This window comes from Agaribacillus sp. DX54 (assembly GCF_056858335.1).
Genome location: NZ_JBXEQE010000012.1, coordinates 159,501 through 175,770, shown reverse-complemented (window position 1 = coordinate 175,770; position 16,270 = coordinate 159,501). Strand labels below are relative to the sequence as shown.

Here is a 16,270-nt window from a genome sequence, read left to right as displayed (position 1 = left end):
ACTCCGCCTTGTGGTGTACCCTTTGTTCTTTCCGCAATTTTGCCTACTCTGGATACACCTGCTTTAAGCCATCTTTCAATATACATCAACACCCACCCCTCTTTGGTGTACCTTCTCAACGCCTTCATCAATAAGATATGGTCTATGTTATCAATCAAAGAACCCACAAATGTCAAGGTCTACTACCCAACTGTAGTAACCACATCGGGCTACAGCTTTTTCTAGTGCCTGATGGCTACTTCTTTGGGGGCGGTACCCATAGCTATCATTATGGAAGCTGTTTTCTACCTTGGGTTCCAGATAACTTTTGATAACCTGTTGTGCGATGCGATCCGATACCGTAGGTATGCCAAGGCCACGTGAACCTCCGCATTTCTTTGGTATCAGAACCTCTTTCACAACGGGCGGAAAGTAGCTGCCAGACGTCATCCGGTTCCAGATCTTGTAAAGATTTCCTGATAAGTTCGCAGAAAAATCCTCCAAACTCTGTCCGTCTATTCCGGCACTGCCTCTATTAGACTTTACTTTCCTGTACGCATCCAAAACATTTTCTTGGTGATAGGATGCTGTTTTGTCTCATAATAATCAATCATCCTTCTTTCAAAGTTGTTGTTTACACAAAACTAACCTGGCTAAGCCCTTCCCTCCAACTCCATTACAGCGTCTTCAACAGTACTACGACTTAGTCCGCCTATGTACAATTCATTGGTTTACTGCCTTAAGGGGTTTCCGCTTGTGCATTTCCCTTAATATTCTTGTACAAATTCCCTTGTTCCGTTAAATCGCCTGTAATAGTGTCCTGCCACCTCTGTACCGCCTGTCACCTAGTCAACCCCAGTTTACTGCCACTAAGCTTTAGTCTTGGAAAAGAAACTAATCTTCCAATTTCGACAGGGTCTGGCGATATCGATACTTTAGTACGGTGATTCACTTTCATTCAGCTCACTAAAACATACCTGACGGGTAATTCCCCCGCCTTTTCCTTAACGCTCAGCACCTCAACCTTTCGATATGAAGCACCTTAAGGTGGTTTGCAGGATGTGACTGTCACCTCCTACGGTGGGCCTACCACCATCAATTTAACAGCATGCGGTGTGCTAAGCCGCTTCAAGGCACACTGTCTCATCGGCCTGTAAGTACTTTTGGTTGACCACCAGCAGTTTAAGCAGCTCCCATAAAGGGCCAGGTGCTTCCAGCCTTTTATCAGCCAATCCGATGCTGTGGAAGCAGAGATATTGACCCCTAAGCGGCGGTACTTATCAAGCTGGCGATGCAGGGGCAATCCATAGACATATTTATCAATGCTCATCTGAGCGATGCCCATTTCGGAAGGAATGCCTTTGTTGATCACTCTTTCAGGAAGTTGACCGCTAATAATACCGCCGCCATGGGCTTTGGCATATTTAGGGCGTATGTAACGCTTCACATAGAACTCGGCCGGAACCAGGTCCAACACTTCGGTGATATCTTCTCCTATTTTTACACATCCGCTGATATCTTCGGTGGGTTCTATGATGATCTCTTCCCTGCGCAGGTGCCCGGGCAATGGCATACGCCCAGTACCTTTGGCCCGCTTCTTGGGCGTTTTATTCGGCTGGGCTACTGCTACCTGCTCACTAAGGGTTTCCTGCTGTGCGGTGGTAGTACCCAACTCAAAAAGATTGAGCTGGTCTACATCCACATCAACAGTCTTCAGCTTTTCATTCTTTTGACCATAAAGGTACTTGCGAAACCGGTCTAACTGGAAGGTGAGTTCTTCTATTTGATGGGCTTGTTGGGTAATGGTGGCCTGAGATTTCTCCCGCTCTTCTTCAAGGGTTGCCAGCGACTGTTCATAGCGTAGTTTATAGTCAATTTTCTGGTCTGTCGCTGTGTTTCCCATACCTCTAAGATAAGTAAAAAAGTGGGCTTGAAGCTATTTAAAGACTGTTTTTTCATCACTTTTTTCACCCCCTCAAAGCAGGCCTGTAACGCTTGCGTAACCGAACCGTTTTGAGGATTACCCCCTCCAAAAGAAGGGTCAGTTGATGGCTACTGATCGCACTTGATTGACCCGCAGGCCATTCAAAAGTATCCCGCTCCAGCTTTTTGATGTAAAGCGAAAAACCATCCCCATCCCACTGCAATAACCACAGCTGGTTAGACCGCTTGCCAATGAACACAAACACATCACCACTCAACGGGTCTGCCCCCAGTTCATTGCGTACCAAACCTGACAGTGAATAGAGACCAAAGCGCATATCACATGGCGAACGATATAGAAAATAGCGGCAACTGCGCATCAGACTCAGCATGCTGATCAGGGCAAGGTTTTGAGCAGGTAGAGCGATTGCGCTGGCCCTTGCCATTCAATACTCACTCCACCAGGGTAACGGACAATCGCTCTTACTTCTACCGATGGGGCTAAATCTAATTGAACGGCCTGAAAACCTTCAGGCGCTGGGGCAGCGGATTGCTTCTCTAACTTACTCACCCAATAATAAAATGTGGAAACGGGGATACCTGCCTGTGTGGCATAGACTTTCTTTCCCAATCCTGAGGATTGCCAATGCTCATAGTGCTTGCGCATCTGTGTTATATTGTATCTTTTCATACAACAAGACTAGCTACACTAAAGGAAAATTCAAATATGGGGTCTGTCGGACGCATACTTATAATTTGAAAATAATACTTAACATCAGTAATTATCACAAAATTATATATAATTGCATTGGACTAGATTAAAGATTTAAATAAAACAGCCAAAGATGACCACACAAAACTTTCAGGAGGAAGATATAAGTATTAAAGAACAATTTTTAAAATTAGTGACACTTATTAATAATTATTTAAAGACAGTTGTCATTAGTCTTTTTTTTGGTTTTGCACTGGGTTTAACTCTCTTTTTAATTAAAAAACCAATTTATTTCAGTAGCATGATTATTTCTACCGGCATAATCGACCTTCCAAGTGGCAGAAATCTGATTTTAACTCTACAAAACCTGATAGATGAAAAGAATTTTTCAGAGATTTCAAAGAAGCTTTCACTGGAGGAGTCTTCAGTAAAGAAACTCAAAAGAATAAAACTAGAAAATATTTTTGAAGTATATAATGAAACCGAGACAAAAACCGTGAAGATTTCTGTTGAAGTTACGGATATAAAAATTCTTCCAAACTTGCAGAAAGGTATTTTGAAATATTTAGAAAACAATCCGTATGTTAAAAAACGAATTGACATTAAGATAAAAAGTTATAATGCTAAAATATTTTTTTTACAAAATGAATTAGATCAAATAGAAAAACTGAAAAACGATATAGTGAAAGGCCAAATTTTTGATGAAAAATTTGGTAATGTTATGCTACTTAATCCATTTACAATTTATAAAGAATTGGTCGATTTATTTGACCAAAAACTGCAATCAGAAAGAGATTTATTATTGGTGCAGAACTTTCAGATAATTGAAGGCTTTACACCATTTCAAAAACCAGTAAGCCCTAAATTGGGACCAAACATTTTATTTGGGGTTACCATTGGATTAACCATATGTATTACTATAATCGTTTTTGATAAGATAAATAAATTAATAAAGAATAGTAAAACCGGAAAATCTAGCTTTGTTAAATGAAAAGGCCATCATCAAGAACCGATCGTTTTGCTATGTTCTATTCTTTTTTAGCACAGCCAACAAAAAAGTAAACCGTTACACATGGCTGAAAACAGTGCCTGGAATGATTAATGACCTCTTCACAAACAGATTTGAAAAATTTTTGTCCAAAAATAGGAACTTTTTAGCCCATAGCAAAAGCTAAGGTCAACAAACACCCAAACATGAGGGGTTGCATTCGGATTACTTTGACATATCTATTACTTTAATATTTTTTACACTACCTTTATAACATTGAAAATAGTTTATTCTATCTATATTCCTGATATGTCATTTGAATAAACAAAGGGAATGAAACTCTTATTATGATATCAAATTCTAACGAAAGTGGTTTATCTTTTAATTTAAAATCGGTTGAAAATAAGTTTCAAAAAAATTCTACCTGAAAATTACAAATCTGTTTATAAAAGTTTTTTTGCTTTATCCATACTTCAAATGACAAACTATATATTGCCGCTTGTTACAATTCCTTATATAGTCAGAGTTATTGGAACTGAAAAATTCGGTTTAATCTCATTTGCACAAACTATTATGGTATTTTTTACAGTCTTTACTGATTATGGATTCCATGTAACCGCGACTAGAGAAATTTCAATCAACCGAAAAAATATTCGAAAGGTTTCGATAACGTTTTCCAAAGTCCTCATCACGAAACTTGCATTGGGCTTTTGTTGTTTTATAATCCTTCTTCTGCTAGTATCATTAATTCCAAAATTTCAAAGTGAGAAGTTCGTTTACATAATTGGTTTCACCATAGTAATAGGCCATATGTTGATGCCTATTTGGTTTTTCCAAGGTATAGAAAAAATGAAATACATAACATATTTAAATTTAGTTTCTAAGTTTATTTTCACTTCATTGATTTTTATACTCATCAAAAAACCTTCTGACTATATATACATATTATTTTACCATGGACTTGGTAATATTGTATCGGGGACTTTAAGCCTATTCCTTGTTATTGTAATTTTCAATGTAAAGTTCAAATTATACAAGTGGGAAAAAGTTTGGTCTGAACTCTTAGATGGGTTTTCAATCTTTCTGAGCAATATTTCAATTATGACCTTCAAAAGCTCTGGGATTTTCATTCTTGGAATTGTTTCAACAAATCAAATTATTGGATATTACAGCATCGCTGATAAGGTAATACAGGCCTTTTGGCAAGTTCTAAATGTATTTTCACAAGCTATTTATCCTTTCATATGCAAATTGTCTATTAAAGCTCATCAAGATTTAAGGCTTTTTTTTAGAAACCTGTTTACTCCATTTATATTTATCATTTTCATAGGTTGCATATTAATCTATTTAAACGCCAACCGGATCGTTGAACTCATTTCAGGAGAGAATATAATAGAGGCTTCAAAAATATTGCGCATACTTAGCGCCGTTCCGTTTCTTGTAGCCTTAAATATTCCAGCCAATCAAACTCTCTTGGTATATAATTTCAAAAAAAGTTATTCAATAACAATGTTAATGGCGGCTTTTATATGTTTGATTTTAAGCTATATTTTATTTCATTTATTTGATTTTATTGGAATTGCTTATGCCACACTTGCAACCACACTATATATCACAATTAGTTTGCATTTAATCCTAAAGTATAAATATTCATCACATGCTCTTTTCTAAGATATGAAATGTGAAATTTGCTCAAATTCTAATAAAAACGAAGTTATGACAGGTAAAGAAATGATGTTTGGATTAAGACATCAATTCGATTACTTTCGTTGCTCAAATTGTGGATGTATACAAATAAAAGATATTCCCGACAACATAAGTCAATATTATCCTCACGATTATTATAGTTATTCCTCTAAAGAGAATTCTAACAAAGATCATTGGATTATAAAATATTTAAAAAGGGAAAGGTTAAAATATTCCGTATTCAATAGCAGTTTAATAGGCAAAGTTTTATTTCATATCGATAACGAAAAAAAACTCAGAGCACTTTCAAAAATTAATGTTAATAAAAGCATGTCTGTTTTAGACATAGGGTGCGGAAATGGTGAAGAGCTTCTACGGCTTCAAAAAATTGGATTTAGAAAGCTAACTGGTATTGATCCATATATTGAAAATGATATTTTTTATGATTGCGGGGTCAAAATATATAAAAAGGAGCTACTAAAATTGGATGAGAAGTTTGATGTGATTATGATGCATCATTCTTTTGAACATATGGTAAATCCAAAAGAAATTTTTAAAAAAGCAAAACAACTATTAAATAAAAATGGATATATAATTATAAGGATACCTGTGTCAGATACTTTTGCCTTCAATCATTATGGAACTAGTTGGGTGGCATTTGATGCGCCAAGGCATTTTTTTTTACATACTACTAAAAGTATAAAATATTTATGCAAACTCCACAAACTGAGCCTTACCGATGTAGTTTATGATTCAACTGATTTTCAATTTTGGGGAAGTGAACAACACCAAAATAATATTGCAACATTTTCTGAAAATTCCTATGCTGTCAACCCAAAAAAATCCATCTTTAAAAGAAATGACATTATAAGCTTTAAGAAAAAGGCAAATCGTTTGAATAGAATTAAAGAAGGAGATCAGGCTATATTTTATATTTCAAAAGAGTTAGAGTAAAGCCTATTAAAATGCAACCTAAGGTATACATAATCATATTAAACTATAACGGCTGGGCAGATACAATAGAGTGTCTTGAGACCATTCTTAAGCTTAAATATTCAAATTTTCAAGTTCTAATTGTAGATAATAATTCTACAAACAACTCTGTGGAAATGATACAAAAATGGGCTGCAGGAGATTTTAATTTAATATTAGACCGTTCAAATACATTAAATGAATTTGTTTATCCATTAGTTAAAAAACCAATTAATTATTTGCTAATTGATCACTCACATAATCTCAATCAAAAAACTATAAATAGGGAGGAAAAAGTCGTGTTAATTCGAAATTACAGAAATAATGGTTATGCTGGGGGGAACAATATTGGGATAAAATATGCGCTCTACAAAGATGATTTCAAATACTTATGGATAATCAACAATGATGTAGTACTTGAGCCTGAATCCTTAGGACACCTAGTGAAAAAAGCGCAATACTATGAGAACATTCGGAAAAAAGTAGGAATAATAGGCAATAAAATTCTTCATTATTACTTCCCAAAAACAATTCAATATGCAGGAGGAGCAAAATATTATAAATGGATAGGAATCGCTTCTGCAATTGGTGGTTTCAAAAAAGATGATGGGAGATATGATGTTAATGAGATTGCCATGGATCAGGTTTCAGGTGCATCGATGTTCGTAAGAAAAGAATTCCTTAACTCGGTTGGTTTGCTTTGTGAAGATTATTTTCTTTTTTCCGAAGAAATTGATTGGGCTGAGAGAGGAAGAAGTAAAGGGTGGGGGCTAGGGTATGAATGGAGGGCAAAAGTCTATCATAAAGTTAGCGCAAGTACAGGCAACCATGCATTACCAAAAAAAATTAAAAAGAGCAAATTTACGGATTTTTATGTTATTCGAAGCACATTAATTTTCACCAGAAAGTTTTTCCCAATCTGTCTACCAACAGTATACTTAGGTATACTGGGTATGCTTATAAATCGGTTGAGGAGAGGACAAATTAACCGAGTTGGGATGATATTAAAAATTCTAATTAACCCCTCAAAAGATCTATAAATATTGATGGTTTCACAATAACTCAACACTCTGCACTAATGAAGAAAGTAATTTTTTACATTTCATTTGTCTTTTTTTTCCTAGCTGGCGGCTTCATTAATTACTTTGGTTTATTGCCCATAAAAATGGCTTATATTTCATTTTTGCCCTTCCTATTATTTTTTTTTTTAAAAGTAAAAATAAACTATGTTCTACTCACATCAATAATTTTTTTTATTTCAATTTTTACTTCCGCCATTGTCAATCAAACGGAATTAAAATTGTTATTTCTTTATCTTCAACATGCTGTCACTCCTTTTGTATTCTACTTCTTGGCTGACAAGTTTTTAAATCCCAAAAATATAAAGCTTGTATTAAAACTATGTCTTTTTATCGGGATAATTCAACTTCCAGTGGTTATCGCTCAAAAAGCATTTTTTCATGTCATTTCAAAATTTGGAGCTGTACCTGTACAGGAAATAGACATTGGATTCGGAACTTTTTATACTTCAAACGATCCCAGCTTAGCTTTTTTTTTGTTATGCTATATTCTTTTTCTCCTTTTTGATACTAAAAACAACTATTTCATTAAACGTAAGATGTTTATAGCTGGCTGGTTAACCTTATCAATTTTAGCTTTAAACTCAAAGCTTTCAATTCTAATATTAGCACTAATTTGGGGTTTCTATATTTTTACCAAAGCAAAACCTCAAGTTCTTTTTTCATTTATTGTTGTATTTCCTATAGTGATTAGTTTTAGTTTATTACTTGGTTTTGAAAAGCAGATTCGTGGAAACATTGAGGGTTTAACTAGAAGGATTTCGTTCAATATAGATACCTATCATTCCAGATTATTTTACAACAAAGCAATGGGAAACCGACCAGCAGCCGTCTTACATCACCTCAATAGCCCAATAAGATATTTTGGTAATGGTCCGTATTCAACTTTTGATCCTAACACGAAAAAGTACAAGTTTGGTGGTGATGCAAGTCATTTATTAAATGTTTACGCGGATATTGGAATAATCGGCTTAGTACTCAGTTATTGTATGTTGATTGCGAAATTAAAAGGTAGAGAAGTAAATTTATACCTTTTAGGATGTATTTCCACTTTATTTATTTTTTCAAGCACAGTCAATATATTGACTGACGGAAGCATTATGCTAGCTTTCAATATCTTTATTAATTCTTCTTTAGTAAGACCTTTGGCAATTAAACAAATCAACTCATGAATTTATTGCTTTTTCCTTTTCATGATATTCGAAAAAGTTTAAAATATGGATTTAGAAACAGAGACGGACATTTTATTAGACAACTTAGCAAACATCCTAAAGTTTCCAAAGTGGTTGTTGTAAATCGCCCTATTACTCCTGCAGAGATTGTTTACTCTAAAATAAATTGGAAAACTAAAGGCGAAGTGATACAACAAAGCGGATTATCTAGAGTTGTTAAAATTCATGAGCAATTGTATGTACTAGATTATATGTCTTTACAGGTAATTAGAAATATGATTAAAAAGAAGTCATGGTTTTGGGAAGCATACTCTAATCCAAAATTTATTGAATTTATTAACAATTCTCTTGGAAGACTCAATGTAGATGAATACAATTGCTTATTCAACAACATCTTCTCATCAGACTCATTGTTTCATTTAACACCCAGATGTGCTGTTTTAGATGCTTTTGATAATTGGCTTAGATGGCCTCATTACCATTACATGGAACAGAAAATAACAAAAGGATATAAAACCTACTCTGAATTGTGCAATTTTTGGATAACAAATTCTGAGGAAAACAAGACTATTTTCCAAAAAATATTCAAAGTGAAGGAGTGTCATGTTATTAAAAATGGAGTCAATGCTGAATTATTCAATAGAACATATGAAGTTCCAAAAGATATTGAAAACTTAAAAAAACCTGTAATCGGTTTTGGGGGCACGATAACCCATCTTTTTAATCATGAATTATTTAACAGAATAACAAGTGATCATCCCGAGTATAGCTTCGTGATTATTGGGTCTATAATAGATAAAAAGGTTTTTAAAATGATAAAAAAAGTTCCGAATTTATATTATTTAGGTAATAAGCATTATAATATTTACCCATCATACATAAAAAGTTTTGATATATGCATTATACCATATCATACCAAAGAAAAAGCTCATGGGGGGGACTCCATAAAATTTTATGAATATCTAGCCGCAAACAAACCAATTGTATCAACCGATGGAAACGGCGTTTATAAAATAAATGAGAATGTTTTGATAGCCAAAAATGCTGGAGATTTTTCTGACAAACTAAGATTAGCTTTACAAATGAAAACAACGGATTTCAAGATTCCTGAAGAATTAACTTGGAAGTTTAAATCCGATTTACTCATTAGGCGTTTTCAGTCTCACATGGAAACTTAAAACACTTGATCGAATATTAAAGTGATAGATCCAGAACATTTGATTAAAGAGAAAATACACAATTATGTTTTCTTTTACACACTTGCAGTAGTGGCTTTTACTTTGCCCTTATCTAGGGAAATTAATGGTTTAACAAGCATTATCTTGGTTACAAATTGGTTGCTTGAAGGAAAATTCAAACAAAAACTAAGCGTGCTCAAAACGAGCAAAATACTTATACTTTTTCTAGGATTTTATATTCTTCTTGTTCTAAGTTTCATGTGTTCTACAAATATATCTTATGGGTTAAAAGTACTAGAAAGGAATATTTCATGGGTCATCTATCCTGTTGTTATTTTTTCTAGTACAATACTAGCAAAAAACCAACTTAAATTCGTACTTGTTTCATTTGCTATGGGTTGCGCGATTGGGATCATTATTTGTTTGATTTGCGCTTCTTATGATTATTGGATTTCTGGCGAGATAAAACATTTTTTTTATCATCAATTTGCTTCCTATATAGGAATGCATGCAGTTTATTTTTCATTCTACATATTAGTAGCAATGTTTATTATTGCTAATTTTTATTTCAAAAAACACTACTGCTATTCTAAGAAAATAAAGCTTTTTACCATCTTTTTGTTGGTAGTTTACCTATTAGCTATTATTCTGTTGTCATCTAAAATCATTTTGGTGTCTCTTTTCTTTTTTTTAAATATCTTTCTATTTCGGTTCTTCTTAAAGAAACAAAAGATTAAAATGGGTTTAGCAATAATAATTATAGGCAATATTCTGTTAACCTCACTAGTTTCGAACATTCCATTTATAAGAGAAAGGTTTTCATTAGCCATAAATTCCAATCTTGAACTTGTTAAAAAGGATAATTATTCAGGGGTTAGAAGATATAGTGGTATAACCATAAGGTTGATTCTTTGGAGATTCGCGGTGGAAATTATGAGTGATGAAAAAAGTTGGTTATTCGGTAATTATGTTGGTGATGCAAGAGAGTTACAAAGATTAAAAGCATCAGAATATAGTTTATTTACCGGGAAACCGAATGACCAAAATGGATGGCCGGATTTAACCAGATATAATGCTCACAATCAATACATTCAATATTTGCTTTCCATGGGCTTAATTGGTTTAGGCTATTTCCTTTTACTTTTGGCCATCTTGTTTAAATCTGCTCACCAATCAGGAGAAAAAGTTTTTACTTATTTTTTGTTACTTTTCTGTATTTTTTCTATATCGGAAAGTACAATGGAAAGATATTGGGGTATTGTGTTCTTTAATTTCATTACATCTTTGTTTGTCTCTCGATTACGAAAAAATTAATTTTATTCTTATTAATTTGCAACCATATTCATACAGTCATAAAAATTTTAGTTGGTTGCAATTTGTACAAAGTAGATTATATTGAAATCATTTAATGAAAGTTTGCATTTTAGGGACTAGAGGAATACCCAATAATTATGGTGGTTTTGAGCAATTTGCTCAATATTTATCAAAATATTTGGTTGACAATGGCCATACTGTTTACGTGTATAACTCTCATACACATCCTTATAAAAAGAAAAAATGGAAAGGGGTGAACATAATATTTAAATATGATCCTGAATATTTAGTTGGGGTGACAGGACAGTTTTTTTACGATCTTAATTGCATTTTGGACTCTCGCAGTAGAAATTTCGACGTAATTATTCAGCTAGGATATACGAGTAATTCGATTTGGGGATGGTTATTACCAAAAAAATCAGCCATAATAACAAATATGGATGGTCTAGAATGGAAGAGATCAAAATATAGTGCCCTTGCCAAAAAATTTCTTTTGTTCGCCGAAAGACTAGCAATTAAAACCAGTGACTATTTAATCGCCGATTCCATTGGAATTCAAAATTATTTAAAAAAAAAATATCGAAAACATTCACAATTTATCCCATATGGAGCATTTCCTGTCACAAGGCCCAATCAAAAACTATTAGATCAATATGATTTACTTCCTTACAATTACGATTTGGTTGTAGCACGCTTACAACCAGAGAATAATATTGAATTAATACTTGATGGAGTCCTTGTAACTTCTAGTAAAAGAAAGTGCGTAGTAATTGGTAATCATCACACAAAATACGGTCGTTACCTTAAAAATAAATACAATAATGAAAAAATCGTATTTTTAGGAGGAATATACAATATTGAGGTGTTAAATAGCCTAAGATATTATTCACAAATCTATTTTCACGGGCACTCAGTAGGAGGTACAAATCCATCTCTATTGGAAGCCATGGCTTCCAAGGCCTTAATATGTGCCCATTATAACGTGTTTAATAAAACTGTTTTAAACAAAGATGCCTTTTATTTTGAAAATACTGGAGACATAATTCGTCTATTGAACCGCAAAATAGATAAACAAGGTCATAAATTTCTAGCAAATAATTTTCAAAAAATAATTGAGATTTATCCATGGGATAAAATCAACAAACAATATATGATGCTTATTGAGTCAAGCTACAACAGATTTCCAAAATAAGTGGGTAAGCACACAATGTTGGATATTCCGTTGATACTGACCCCTCTACCGGCGATACTGACCCCCCAAAAAGGTTTGGTTTTTTAAAGAACTTAAAGATAGTACTTTCTAGGCGTGCCATTTTCATTTTCAACATCAGCTTCGAAGCATACTGCCAACCCCCAGTTGATTAGTATTTATGTTCCCCTTAGCTTTGCGTTGGGCCAAAAAGTTTCTTGTTTGTAGGGAGCAGTGCTTCGATGCGATTGATTGGGTAGTCATTAATGGTTGCAAGCACTATTTTCAGCCAGGTGTATGGCTCTACTTTGTTCCTGGTACATGTGCCGAAAAAAGAATGTATGCGTCCGAGGAAACCATCAATCAGTTAACTATTCTGTGGCTTGTGTTTTTTCCAGTTGTTAGGTAGTAGTTGGTAGAGGTCTTTCTGCTTGTGGTCCTGTATTCTTTCAAATACATCGGTTAACCACTCGAACTCATCTACGCCATTCTTCTTGCAGGTAGCCATCAACGAATACATGGCAGCAGTCATTTGAGCAGCATCATGAGATCCGCAGAAAAGATAGTTTTTTCTACCGATGTTATGTAAAGCTTTACATAACCTGGGTTATGCATAGTAATTTATTATGTAAAGCAATATTTCTTACAATCTCATTATGAGCATATTGGCTAAATATTTTTCAATATCACTTTACATAATTTTTTAGTTTAGCTTAGAAGCTTTTCAGCCACTCTAATAAATTATCGTTCATTAACCATTTAGGATTTTCTTTAGGTTTGACATCAGTATATGCTTTTTCTATGGCTTCCCGTTTTTGTTTTGAATCGGCCCGTGCGTATATCTCAGTGGTTTGAACGGATTGGTGACCTAAAAAGTCTCTTATGTATACCAGGTTTATACCCGCCTGAAGCATGTGCATGCTTTTGGAATGTCGCAGCGCATGGCAACTGATCCTCTCAGGAATAAGTGATGAATCCTTCCTTCTTGCTATCCCTGCATACTTGCGCAGGATGTAATTAACACCGGCCCGGGTAAGTTTCTCCCGGCGATTATTATAAAAGAGCGGATACATGTTGGCATGGGGTTCTAAAAGCTTATACTCAATCATGTAATTTTTTAAAAGCTTCACCTGCTCTTCCAGCATAGGAACTACGCGTGTTTTATTGCCCTTACCGGTAACACGTATGATACAAGGTTTATCAAACCGTATCATAGATGGAGTGAGATCGATTAATTCCTGCACCCTGATCCCCATACATAAGTGAGAGCAAGGCAAGGTCTCTTCTCCCCCTACTGAAGGCCGTATCAGGTTGCTGTAAAAGGAGGGTAATGCCATCTATGGTGAGATAGTTCATAGGAAGTTTTTCAGTTTTCTTCATCTTGATCGATAGTATTTTTTGACACTCGTAAAGGTTCTCGGGATGTTGATATTGAAGGTACCTGAAAAAGGAATGAATGGCAGCCAGTCGCACATTCCTTGTTGAACCACTACAATCCCGTTCAGTTTGAGTCCAGTCAAGAAATTCTACTACCCTCTCCTTATTTATCTTTCCAAGGGTGAGCTTATCCACTTTTATGTGCACACTTTCCATAAATGTGATGAACAAAACAAACGTATCCCTGTAAGCGATAATCGTGTTCGTGCTCGCTCCTCTTTCATGAGGTAAATAACTTGTGAGAAAGTCTGTCAGATATTTAGCAAAATCAGTCGGCTTCATGGGTTTCGGTATTAGGGAAAACATTTAAACAAATCATATCGATACCCTTAAGCAAACCGGGGTACATTTCGGAGGTCAACCTGACGTACGAGTTTGTAGCTTCGAGCGATTGATGTCCAAGGTAGGTGGAGAGAATTGGCAGGGAACAATAGAGATCAACCCCTGATTCGGCCATCATAGCAAGAGCGTGAACACTGAAGCTGTGGCGAATATCATGGAGTCGGGGCCCCCGGTCATTGCGCGGGATACCCGCTTTCTGCAGAATCTTTCCGAACCAGCGATAAACGATATCACTTTTACAAGCACTTCCCCGCAGTGATACAAAGAAGGGATCATTCTTTGACAGGCTAAAAGGTAGCCGGTCCCTGTGTTTTTGATATTCTTTGCAGACCTCGGAGAGAGAATCCGATATCGGAATCATACGTTCTTTTCCATTCTTAGCGTCTGTAACGACCAGGTAATTGTCATCAAGATTGACATCTTTATTCAGTAAGGACAAAGCTTCACTTATCCGTAACCCTGTTCCGTACAAGAGCCTGATCAATACCGGAAGGATAATGATGATAGACTTCATTGCTCTTTTCTTTGCCCTAATTTCATCACACGCCTTAAATATGGCAGTGAGTTCAAGTTTGGAAAAAATGTAAGGCGTAAATGTACTCTTGCAGGGAGGTAGTTGGGATACGTATGAACGAATCCCCATGTGGCAAAGAAAAGATGCCAATTGATTTAAACACACGACCCTGTGGAACCTGTATGAATCAGATTCATTTGGTTTAAGCCTCCTCCACGCATCTGCTAAATCCTTAGTAATACCAACAATTGTTTCACCCCTTTCTATGGTAAAGCGATCGAAAATGGAATATATAATTTCTTCAGTATTATATTTAAAGCCCACCCCCCTCTTAAAAGCAATATACTGTTCAATATAAGAGGCATAGACTCCCCAAAATTGCCTATTCATAAAAGTACCCCCCTTTCTGGTCATAAAAAGAAGTTGACACTGAGGGAACATCAAGGGCACACTGCCTCAGGGATTTAAGATCAATCCTAAGATAATACCTGGTAGATGCTGTATTTTCATGTCCCAGTACTTCAGATATGACCGGCAGAATTGTTCCTTTCTCCAGAAGGATTCCGGCAAGGCTATGGCGTAGGGTATGTGAACCATGTTTGCGGTTTTCGATATTTATTCCGGCCTTCACAAGGCAAGAATGTACGATTCCGGTAATTGCACCACCATGTACAGGTGTATAAGGGGATCTGGAAAGGAGAAAAACAAATGCTTCGTTTGATTTGGGCCGGCCATATCTCAGATAGTCAATAATGGCATCACCGACCTCTGCAAGTAGGGGGAGTTCTGTTTTTTTGCCTGTCTTGTATTGGTTAAATACGATGGTGCATTGTTCCCAATGCAGGTGCTCAAATTTAAGGTTCGCAATATCGGAGGCTCTCAGTCCAAGTCGTGCTGCCAGCAACACAATGGCATAGTTACGTTTACCGGTAGCATTTGCACGGTCAATCGAGCCTATCATGGTCTCTATCTCTTTTGGCGAATAGACAGAAGGCAATTTCGGTTGTTTTATAAAGTTATCCTTTGGAATGAGGGAAGAGAAGTCAATGTCTAACAGTTGCTGTTCGTACAGATATCTGAAGAAGCCCCGAAGCGTAATTATTGTCTGGTGAGTTAAAGTTGAGAAACGGGAATCCATTCCTTTGAGATAATTTAATATATGCAATTGGTTTATTGTTTTGATGGAAGTGATCCCATTCTTGTGGAGATAGCCCAAGAATCGGGAAAGATATAGTTGGTGTAGATCAGTTGTGTGCTTCTTGAGCCTTAAAGATATTTTATGACAAAGGTAGGCGGTCATCAATTGCCCGATTGAGCCTTCAAACACAGTTTGTTCTTTCCTGGACTGTATAGCTCCGGTTTTCTGAAACTCGCATAAGACATTGACACTCCTGATTAAATCCTTTTCCCGTTTTGAGAGCTTAGCATAATCGCGCCCACCAAATTCCTGTAAAAGATATTCTTTACCAACCGTCGTATCAAAGTATTCAATCTGCTTCGATTCCATATACCTTTTCACTCTTCTCCACAAGACATGGTAATGGCGAATAGTTCCATCGGACCGCAATAGTTTGTTCCTTAAGAAATCGGCAGCAATGGAAGTTAATTCTTCAAAGGTTTTACATTTTTCTTTCATGGTAAACTTATTTTTATTGATAGCAACATCGCTATTGCAATAAAAATAGGTGGAAAATTATGTGAAGTAACAGGGTTGTAAAGTATTGGTTATTAGATGGTTGATCGAACCGCTTCACATAATAAATTACTATGCATAACCTACCTTAT

The 16,270-nt window shown here is 35.5% G+C and carries 17 protein-coding genes and 1 pseudogene; 8 read left to right on the top strand and 10 right to left on the bottom strand.

Going from position 1 to position 16,270, the window contains the following annotated elements:
• Window positions 1-150: 150 nt before the first annotated feature.
• The 4 genes from AC04NP_RS14910 to tnpA form a co-directional block, all read right to left on the bottom strand.
• Window positions 151-543, bottom strand: a complete 393-nt coding sequence (locus AC04NP_RS14910; protein WP_482860577.1) for a reverse transcriptase domain-containing protein — start codon at window positions 541-543, stop codon at window positions 151-153.
• A 511-nt stretch (window positions 544-1,054) separates the two neighbouring features.
• Window positions 1,055-1,882 carry a transposase gene (locus AC04NP_RS14905; RefSeq protein ID WP_482860576.1) on the bottom strand — a complete coding sequence of 276 codons (828 nt, stop codon included), beginning with the start codon at window positions 1,880-1,882 and terminating at the stop codon, window positions 1,055-1,057.
• A 64-nt stretch (window positions 1,883-1,946) separates the two neighbouring features.
• Complete coding sequence (tnpB, locus tag AC04NP_RS14900; RefSeq protein WP_482860575.1) at window positions 1,947-2,282, bottom strand: IS66 family insertion sequence element accessory protein TnpB; 336 nt, start codon at window positions 2,280-2,282, stop codon at window positions 1,947-1,949.
• Between the two features lie 17 nt (window positions 2,283-2,299).
• A complete protein-coding gene (gene tnpA, locus AC04NP_RS14895) occupies window positions 2,300-2,593 on the bottom strand; it encodes an IS66 family insertion sequence element accessory protein TnpA (protein ID WP_482860574.1) in 294 nt (97 codons plus the stop codon).
• A gap of 154 nt (window positions 2,594-2,747) precedes the next feature.
• Between tnpA and AC04NP_RS14890 the strand changes: the two genes are divergently transcribed.
• The 8 genes from AC04NP_RS14890 to AC04NP_RS14855 all read left to right on the top strand — a co-directional run bounded on the left by AC04NP_RS14890 (window position 2,748) and on the right by AC04NP_RS14855 (window position 12,195).
• Window positions 2,748-3,605, top strand: a complete 858-nt coding sequence (locus AC04NP_RS14890) for a hypothetical protein (RefSeq protein WP_482860573.1) — start codon at window positions 2,748-2,750, stop codon at window positions 3,603-3,605.
• Between the two features lie 393 nt (window positions 3,606-3,998).
• Window positions 3,999-5,273 (top strand): oligosaccharide flippase family protein, encoded by a 1,275-nt coding sequence (locus AC04NP_RS14885; RefSeq protein ID WP_482860572.1) that lies wholly within the window; start codon window positions 3,999-4,001, stop codon window positions 5,271-5,273.
• 45 nt (window positions 5,274-5,318) lie between these two features.
• A complete protein-coding gene (locus AC04NP_RS14880) occupies window positions 5,319-6,242 on the top strand; it encodes a class I SAM-dependent methyltransferase (protein ID WP_482860571.1) in 924 nt (307 codons plus the stop codon).
• An 11-nt stretch (window positions 6,243-6,253) separates the two neighbouring features.
• Complete coding sequence (locus tag AC04NP_RS14875; RefSeq protein WP_482860570.1) at window positions 6,254-7,300, top strand: glycosyltransferase family 2 protein; 1,047 nt, start codon at window positions 6,254-6,256, stop codon at window positions 7,298-7,300.
• 38 nt (window positions 7,301-7,338) lie between these two features.
• On the top strand, window positions 7,339-8,511 hold the full coding sequence (locus AC04NP_RS14870; RefSeq protein ID WP_482860569.1) for a hypothetical protein: 1,173 nt from the start codon (window positions 7,339-7,341) through the stop codon (window positions 8,509-8,511).
• Window positions 8,508-9,689, top strand: coding sequence for a glycosyltransferase (locus AC04NP_RS14865; RefSeq protein ID WP_482860568.1), 1,182 nt, complete (start codon window positions 8,508-8,510; stop codon window positions 9,687-9,689). Before AC04NP_RS14870 ends, AC04NP_RS14865 begins: the two co-directional genes overlap by 4 nt.
• A gap of 21 nt (window positions 9,690-9,710) precedes the next feature.
• The gene (locus tag AC04NP_RS14860; RefSeq protein WP_482860567.1) at window positions 9,711-11,003 is read left to right on the top strand and encodes an O-antigen ligase family protein; all 1,293 of its coding nucleotides are present in this window, start codon (window positions 9,711-9,713) and stop codon (window positions 11,001-11,003) included.
• A 94-nt stretch (window positions 11,004-11,097) separates the two neighbouring features.
• Window positions 11,098-12,195, top strand: coding sequence for a DUF1972 domain-containing protein (locus AC04NP_RS14855; RefSeq protein ID WP_482860565.1), 1,098 nt, complete (start codon window positions 11,098-11,100; stop codon window positions 12,193-12,195).
• Between the two features lie 187 nt (window positions 12,196-12,382).
• On the opposite strand, the gene AC04NP_RS14850 is transcribed toward AC04NP_RS14855, so the two are convergent.
• From AC04NP_RS14850 to AC04NP_RS14825, 6 genes and pseudogenes are all read right to left on the bottom strand, one after another.
• A complete protein-coding gene (locus AC04NP_RS14850; protein WP_482860580.1) occupies window positions 12,383-12,535 on the bottom strand; it encodes a transposase domain-containing protein in 153 nt (50 codons plus the stop codon).
• Window positions 12,536-12,559: 24 nt separating this feature from the next.
• A pseudogene (locus AC04NP_RS14845) lies at window positions 12,560-12,772 on the bottom strand (transposase domain-containing protein); the annotation flags it as partial.
• A 133-nt stretch (window positions 12,773-12,905) separates the two neighbouring features.
• Window positions 12,906-13,448 carry a tyrosine-type recombinase/integrase gene (locus AC04NP_RS14840; RefSeq protein WP_482860564.1) on the bottom strand — a complete coding sequence of 181 codons (543 nt, stop codon included), beginning with the start codon at window positions 13,446-13,448 and terminating at the stop codon, window positions 12,906-12,908.
• Entirely contained in the window at window positions 13,393-13,911 is a 519-nt protein-coding gene (locus AC04NP_RS14835; RefSeq protein WP_482860563.1) for a tyrosine-type recombinase/integrase, read from the bottom strand. The genes AC04NP_RS14840 and AC04NP_RS14835 overlap by 56 nt, the downstream gene beginning before the upstream one ends.
• A complete protein-coding gene (locus AC04NP_RS14830; RefSeq protein WP_482860562.1) occupies window positions 13,898-14,875 on the bottom strand; it encodes a tyrosine-type recombinase/integrase in 978 nt (325 codons plus the stop codon). Before AC04NP_RS14830 ends, AC04NP_RS14835 begins: the two co-directional genes overlap by 14 nt.
• Window positions 14,868-16,121: a site-specific integrase gene (locus AC04NP_RS14825; protein ID WP_482860561.1), complete on the bottom strand. Its 1,254-nt coding sequence runs from the start codon at window positions 16,119-16,121 to the stop codon at window positions 14,868-14,870. Before AC04NP_RS14825 ends, AC04NP_RS14830 begins: the two co-directional genes overlap by 8 nt.
• Between the last annotated feature and the right edge of the window lie 149 nt (window positions 16,122-16,270).

Excerpts from the sequence above, each read along its gene's own strand:
- AC04NP_RS14825 (WP_482860561.1), bottom strand. The coding sequence starts at position 16,121 with ATGAAAGAAAAATGTAAAACCTTTGAAGAATTAACTTCCATTGCTGCC.
- tnpB (WP_482860575.1), bottom strand. The coding sequence starts at position 2,282 with ATGCGCAGTTGCCGCTATTTTCTATATCGTTCGCCATGTGATATGCGC.
- AC04NP_RS14855 (WP_482860565.1), top strand. The coding sequence starts at position 11,098 with ATGAAAGTTTGCATTTTAGGGACTAGAGGAATACCCAATAATTATGGT.
- AC04NP_RS14840 (WP_482860564.1), bottom strand. The coding sequence starts at position 13,448 with ATGGGGATCAGGGTGCAGGAATTAATCGATCTCACTCCATCTATGATA.
- AC04NP_RS14875 (WP_482860570.1), top strand. The coding sequence starts at position 6,254 with ATGCAACCTAAGGTATACATAATCATATTAAACTATAACGGCTGGGCA.
- AC04NP_RS14830 (WP_482860562.1), bottom strand. The coding sequence starts at position 14,875 with ATGAATAGGCAATTTTGGGGAGTCTATGCCTCTTATATTGAACAGTAT.
- AC04NP_RS14870 (WP_482860569.1), top strand. The coding sequence starts at position 7,339 with ATGAAGAAAGTAATTTTTTACATTTCATTTGTCTTTTTTTTCCTAGCT.
- AC04NP_RS14890 (WP_482860573.1), top strand. The coding sequence starts at position 2,748 with ATGACCACACAAAACTTTCAGGAGGAAGATATAAGTATTAAAGAACAA.
- AC04NP_RS14880 (WP_482860571.1), top strand. The coding sequence starts at position 5,319 with ATGACAGGTAAAGAAATGATGTTTGGATTAAGACATCAATTCGATTAC.
- AC04NP_RS14905 (WP_482860576.1), bottom strand. The coding sequence starts at position 1,882 with ATGGGAAACACAGCGACAGACCAGAAAATTGACTATAAACTACGCTAT.
- AC04NP_RS14835 (WP_482860563.1), bottom strand. The coding sequence starts at position 13,911 with ATGAAGCCGACTGATTTTGCTAAATATCTGACAGACTTTCTCACAAGT.
- AC04NP_RS14865 (WP_482860568.1), top strand. The coding sequence starts at position 8,508 with ATGAATTTATTGCTTTTTCCTTTTCATGATATTCGAAAAAGTTTAAAA.
- tnpA (WP_482860574.1), bottom strand. The coding sequence starts at position 2,593 with ATGAAAAGATACAATATAACACAGATGCGCAAGCACTATGAGCATTGG.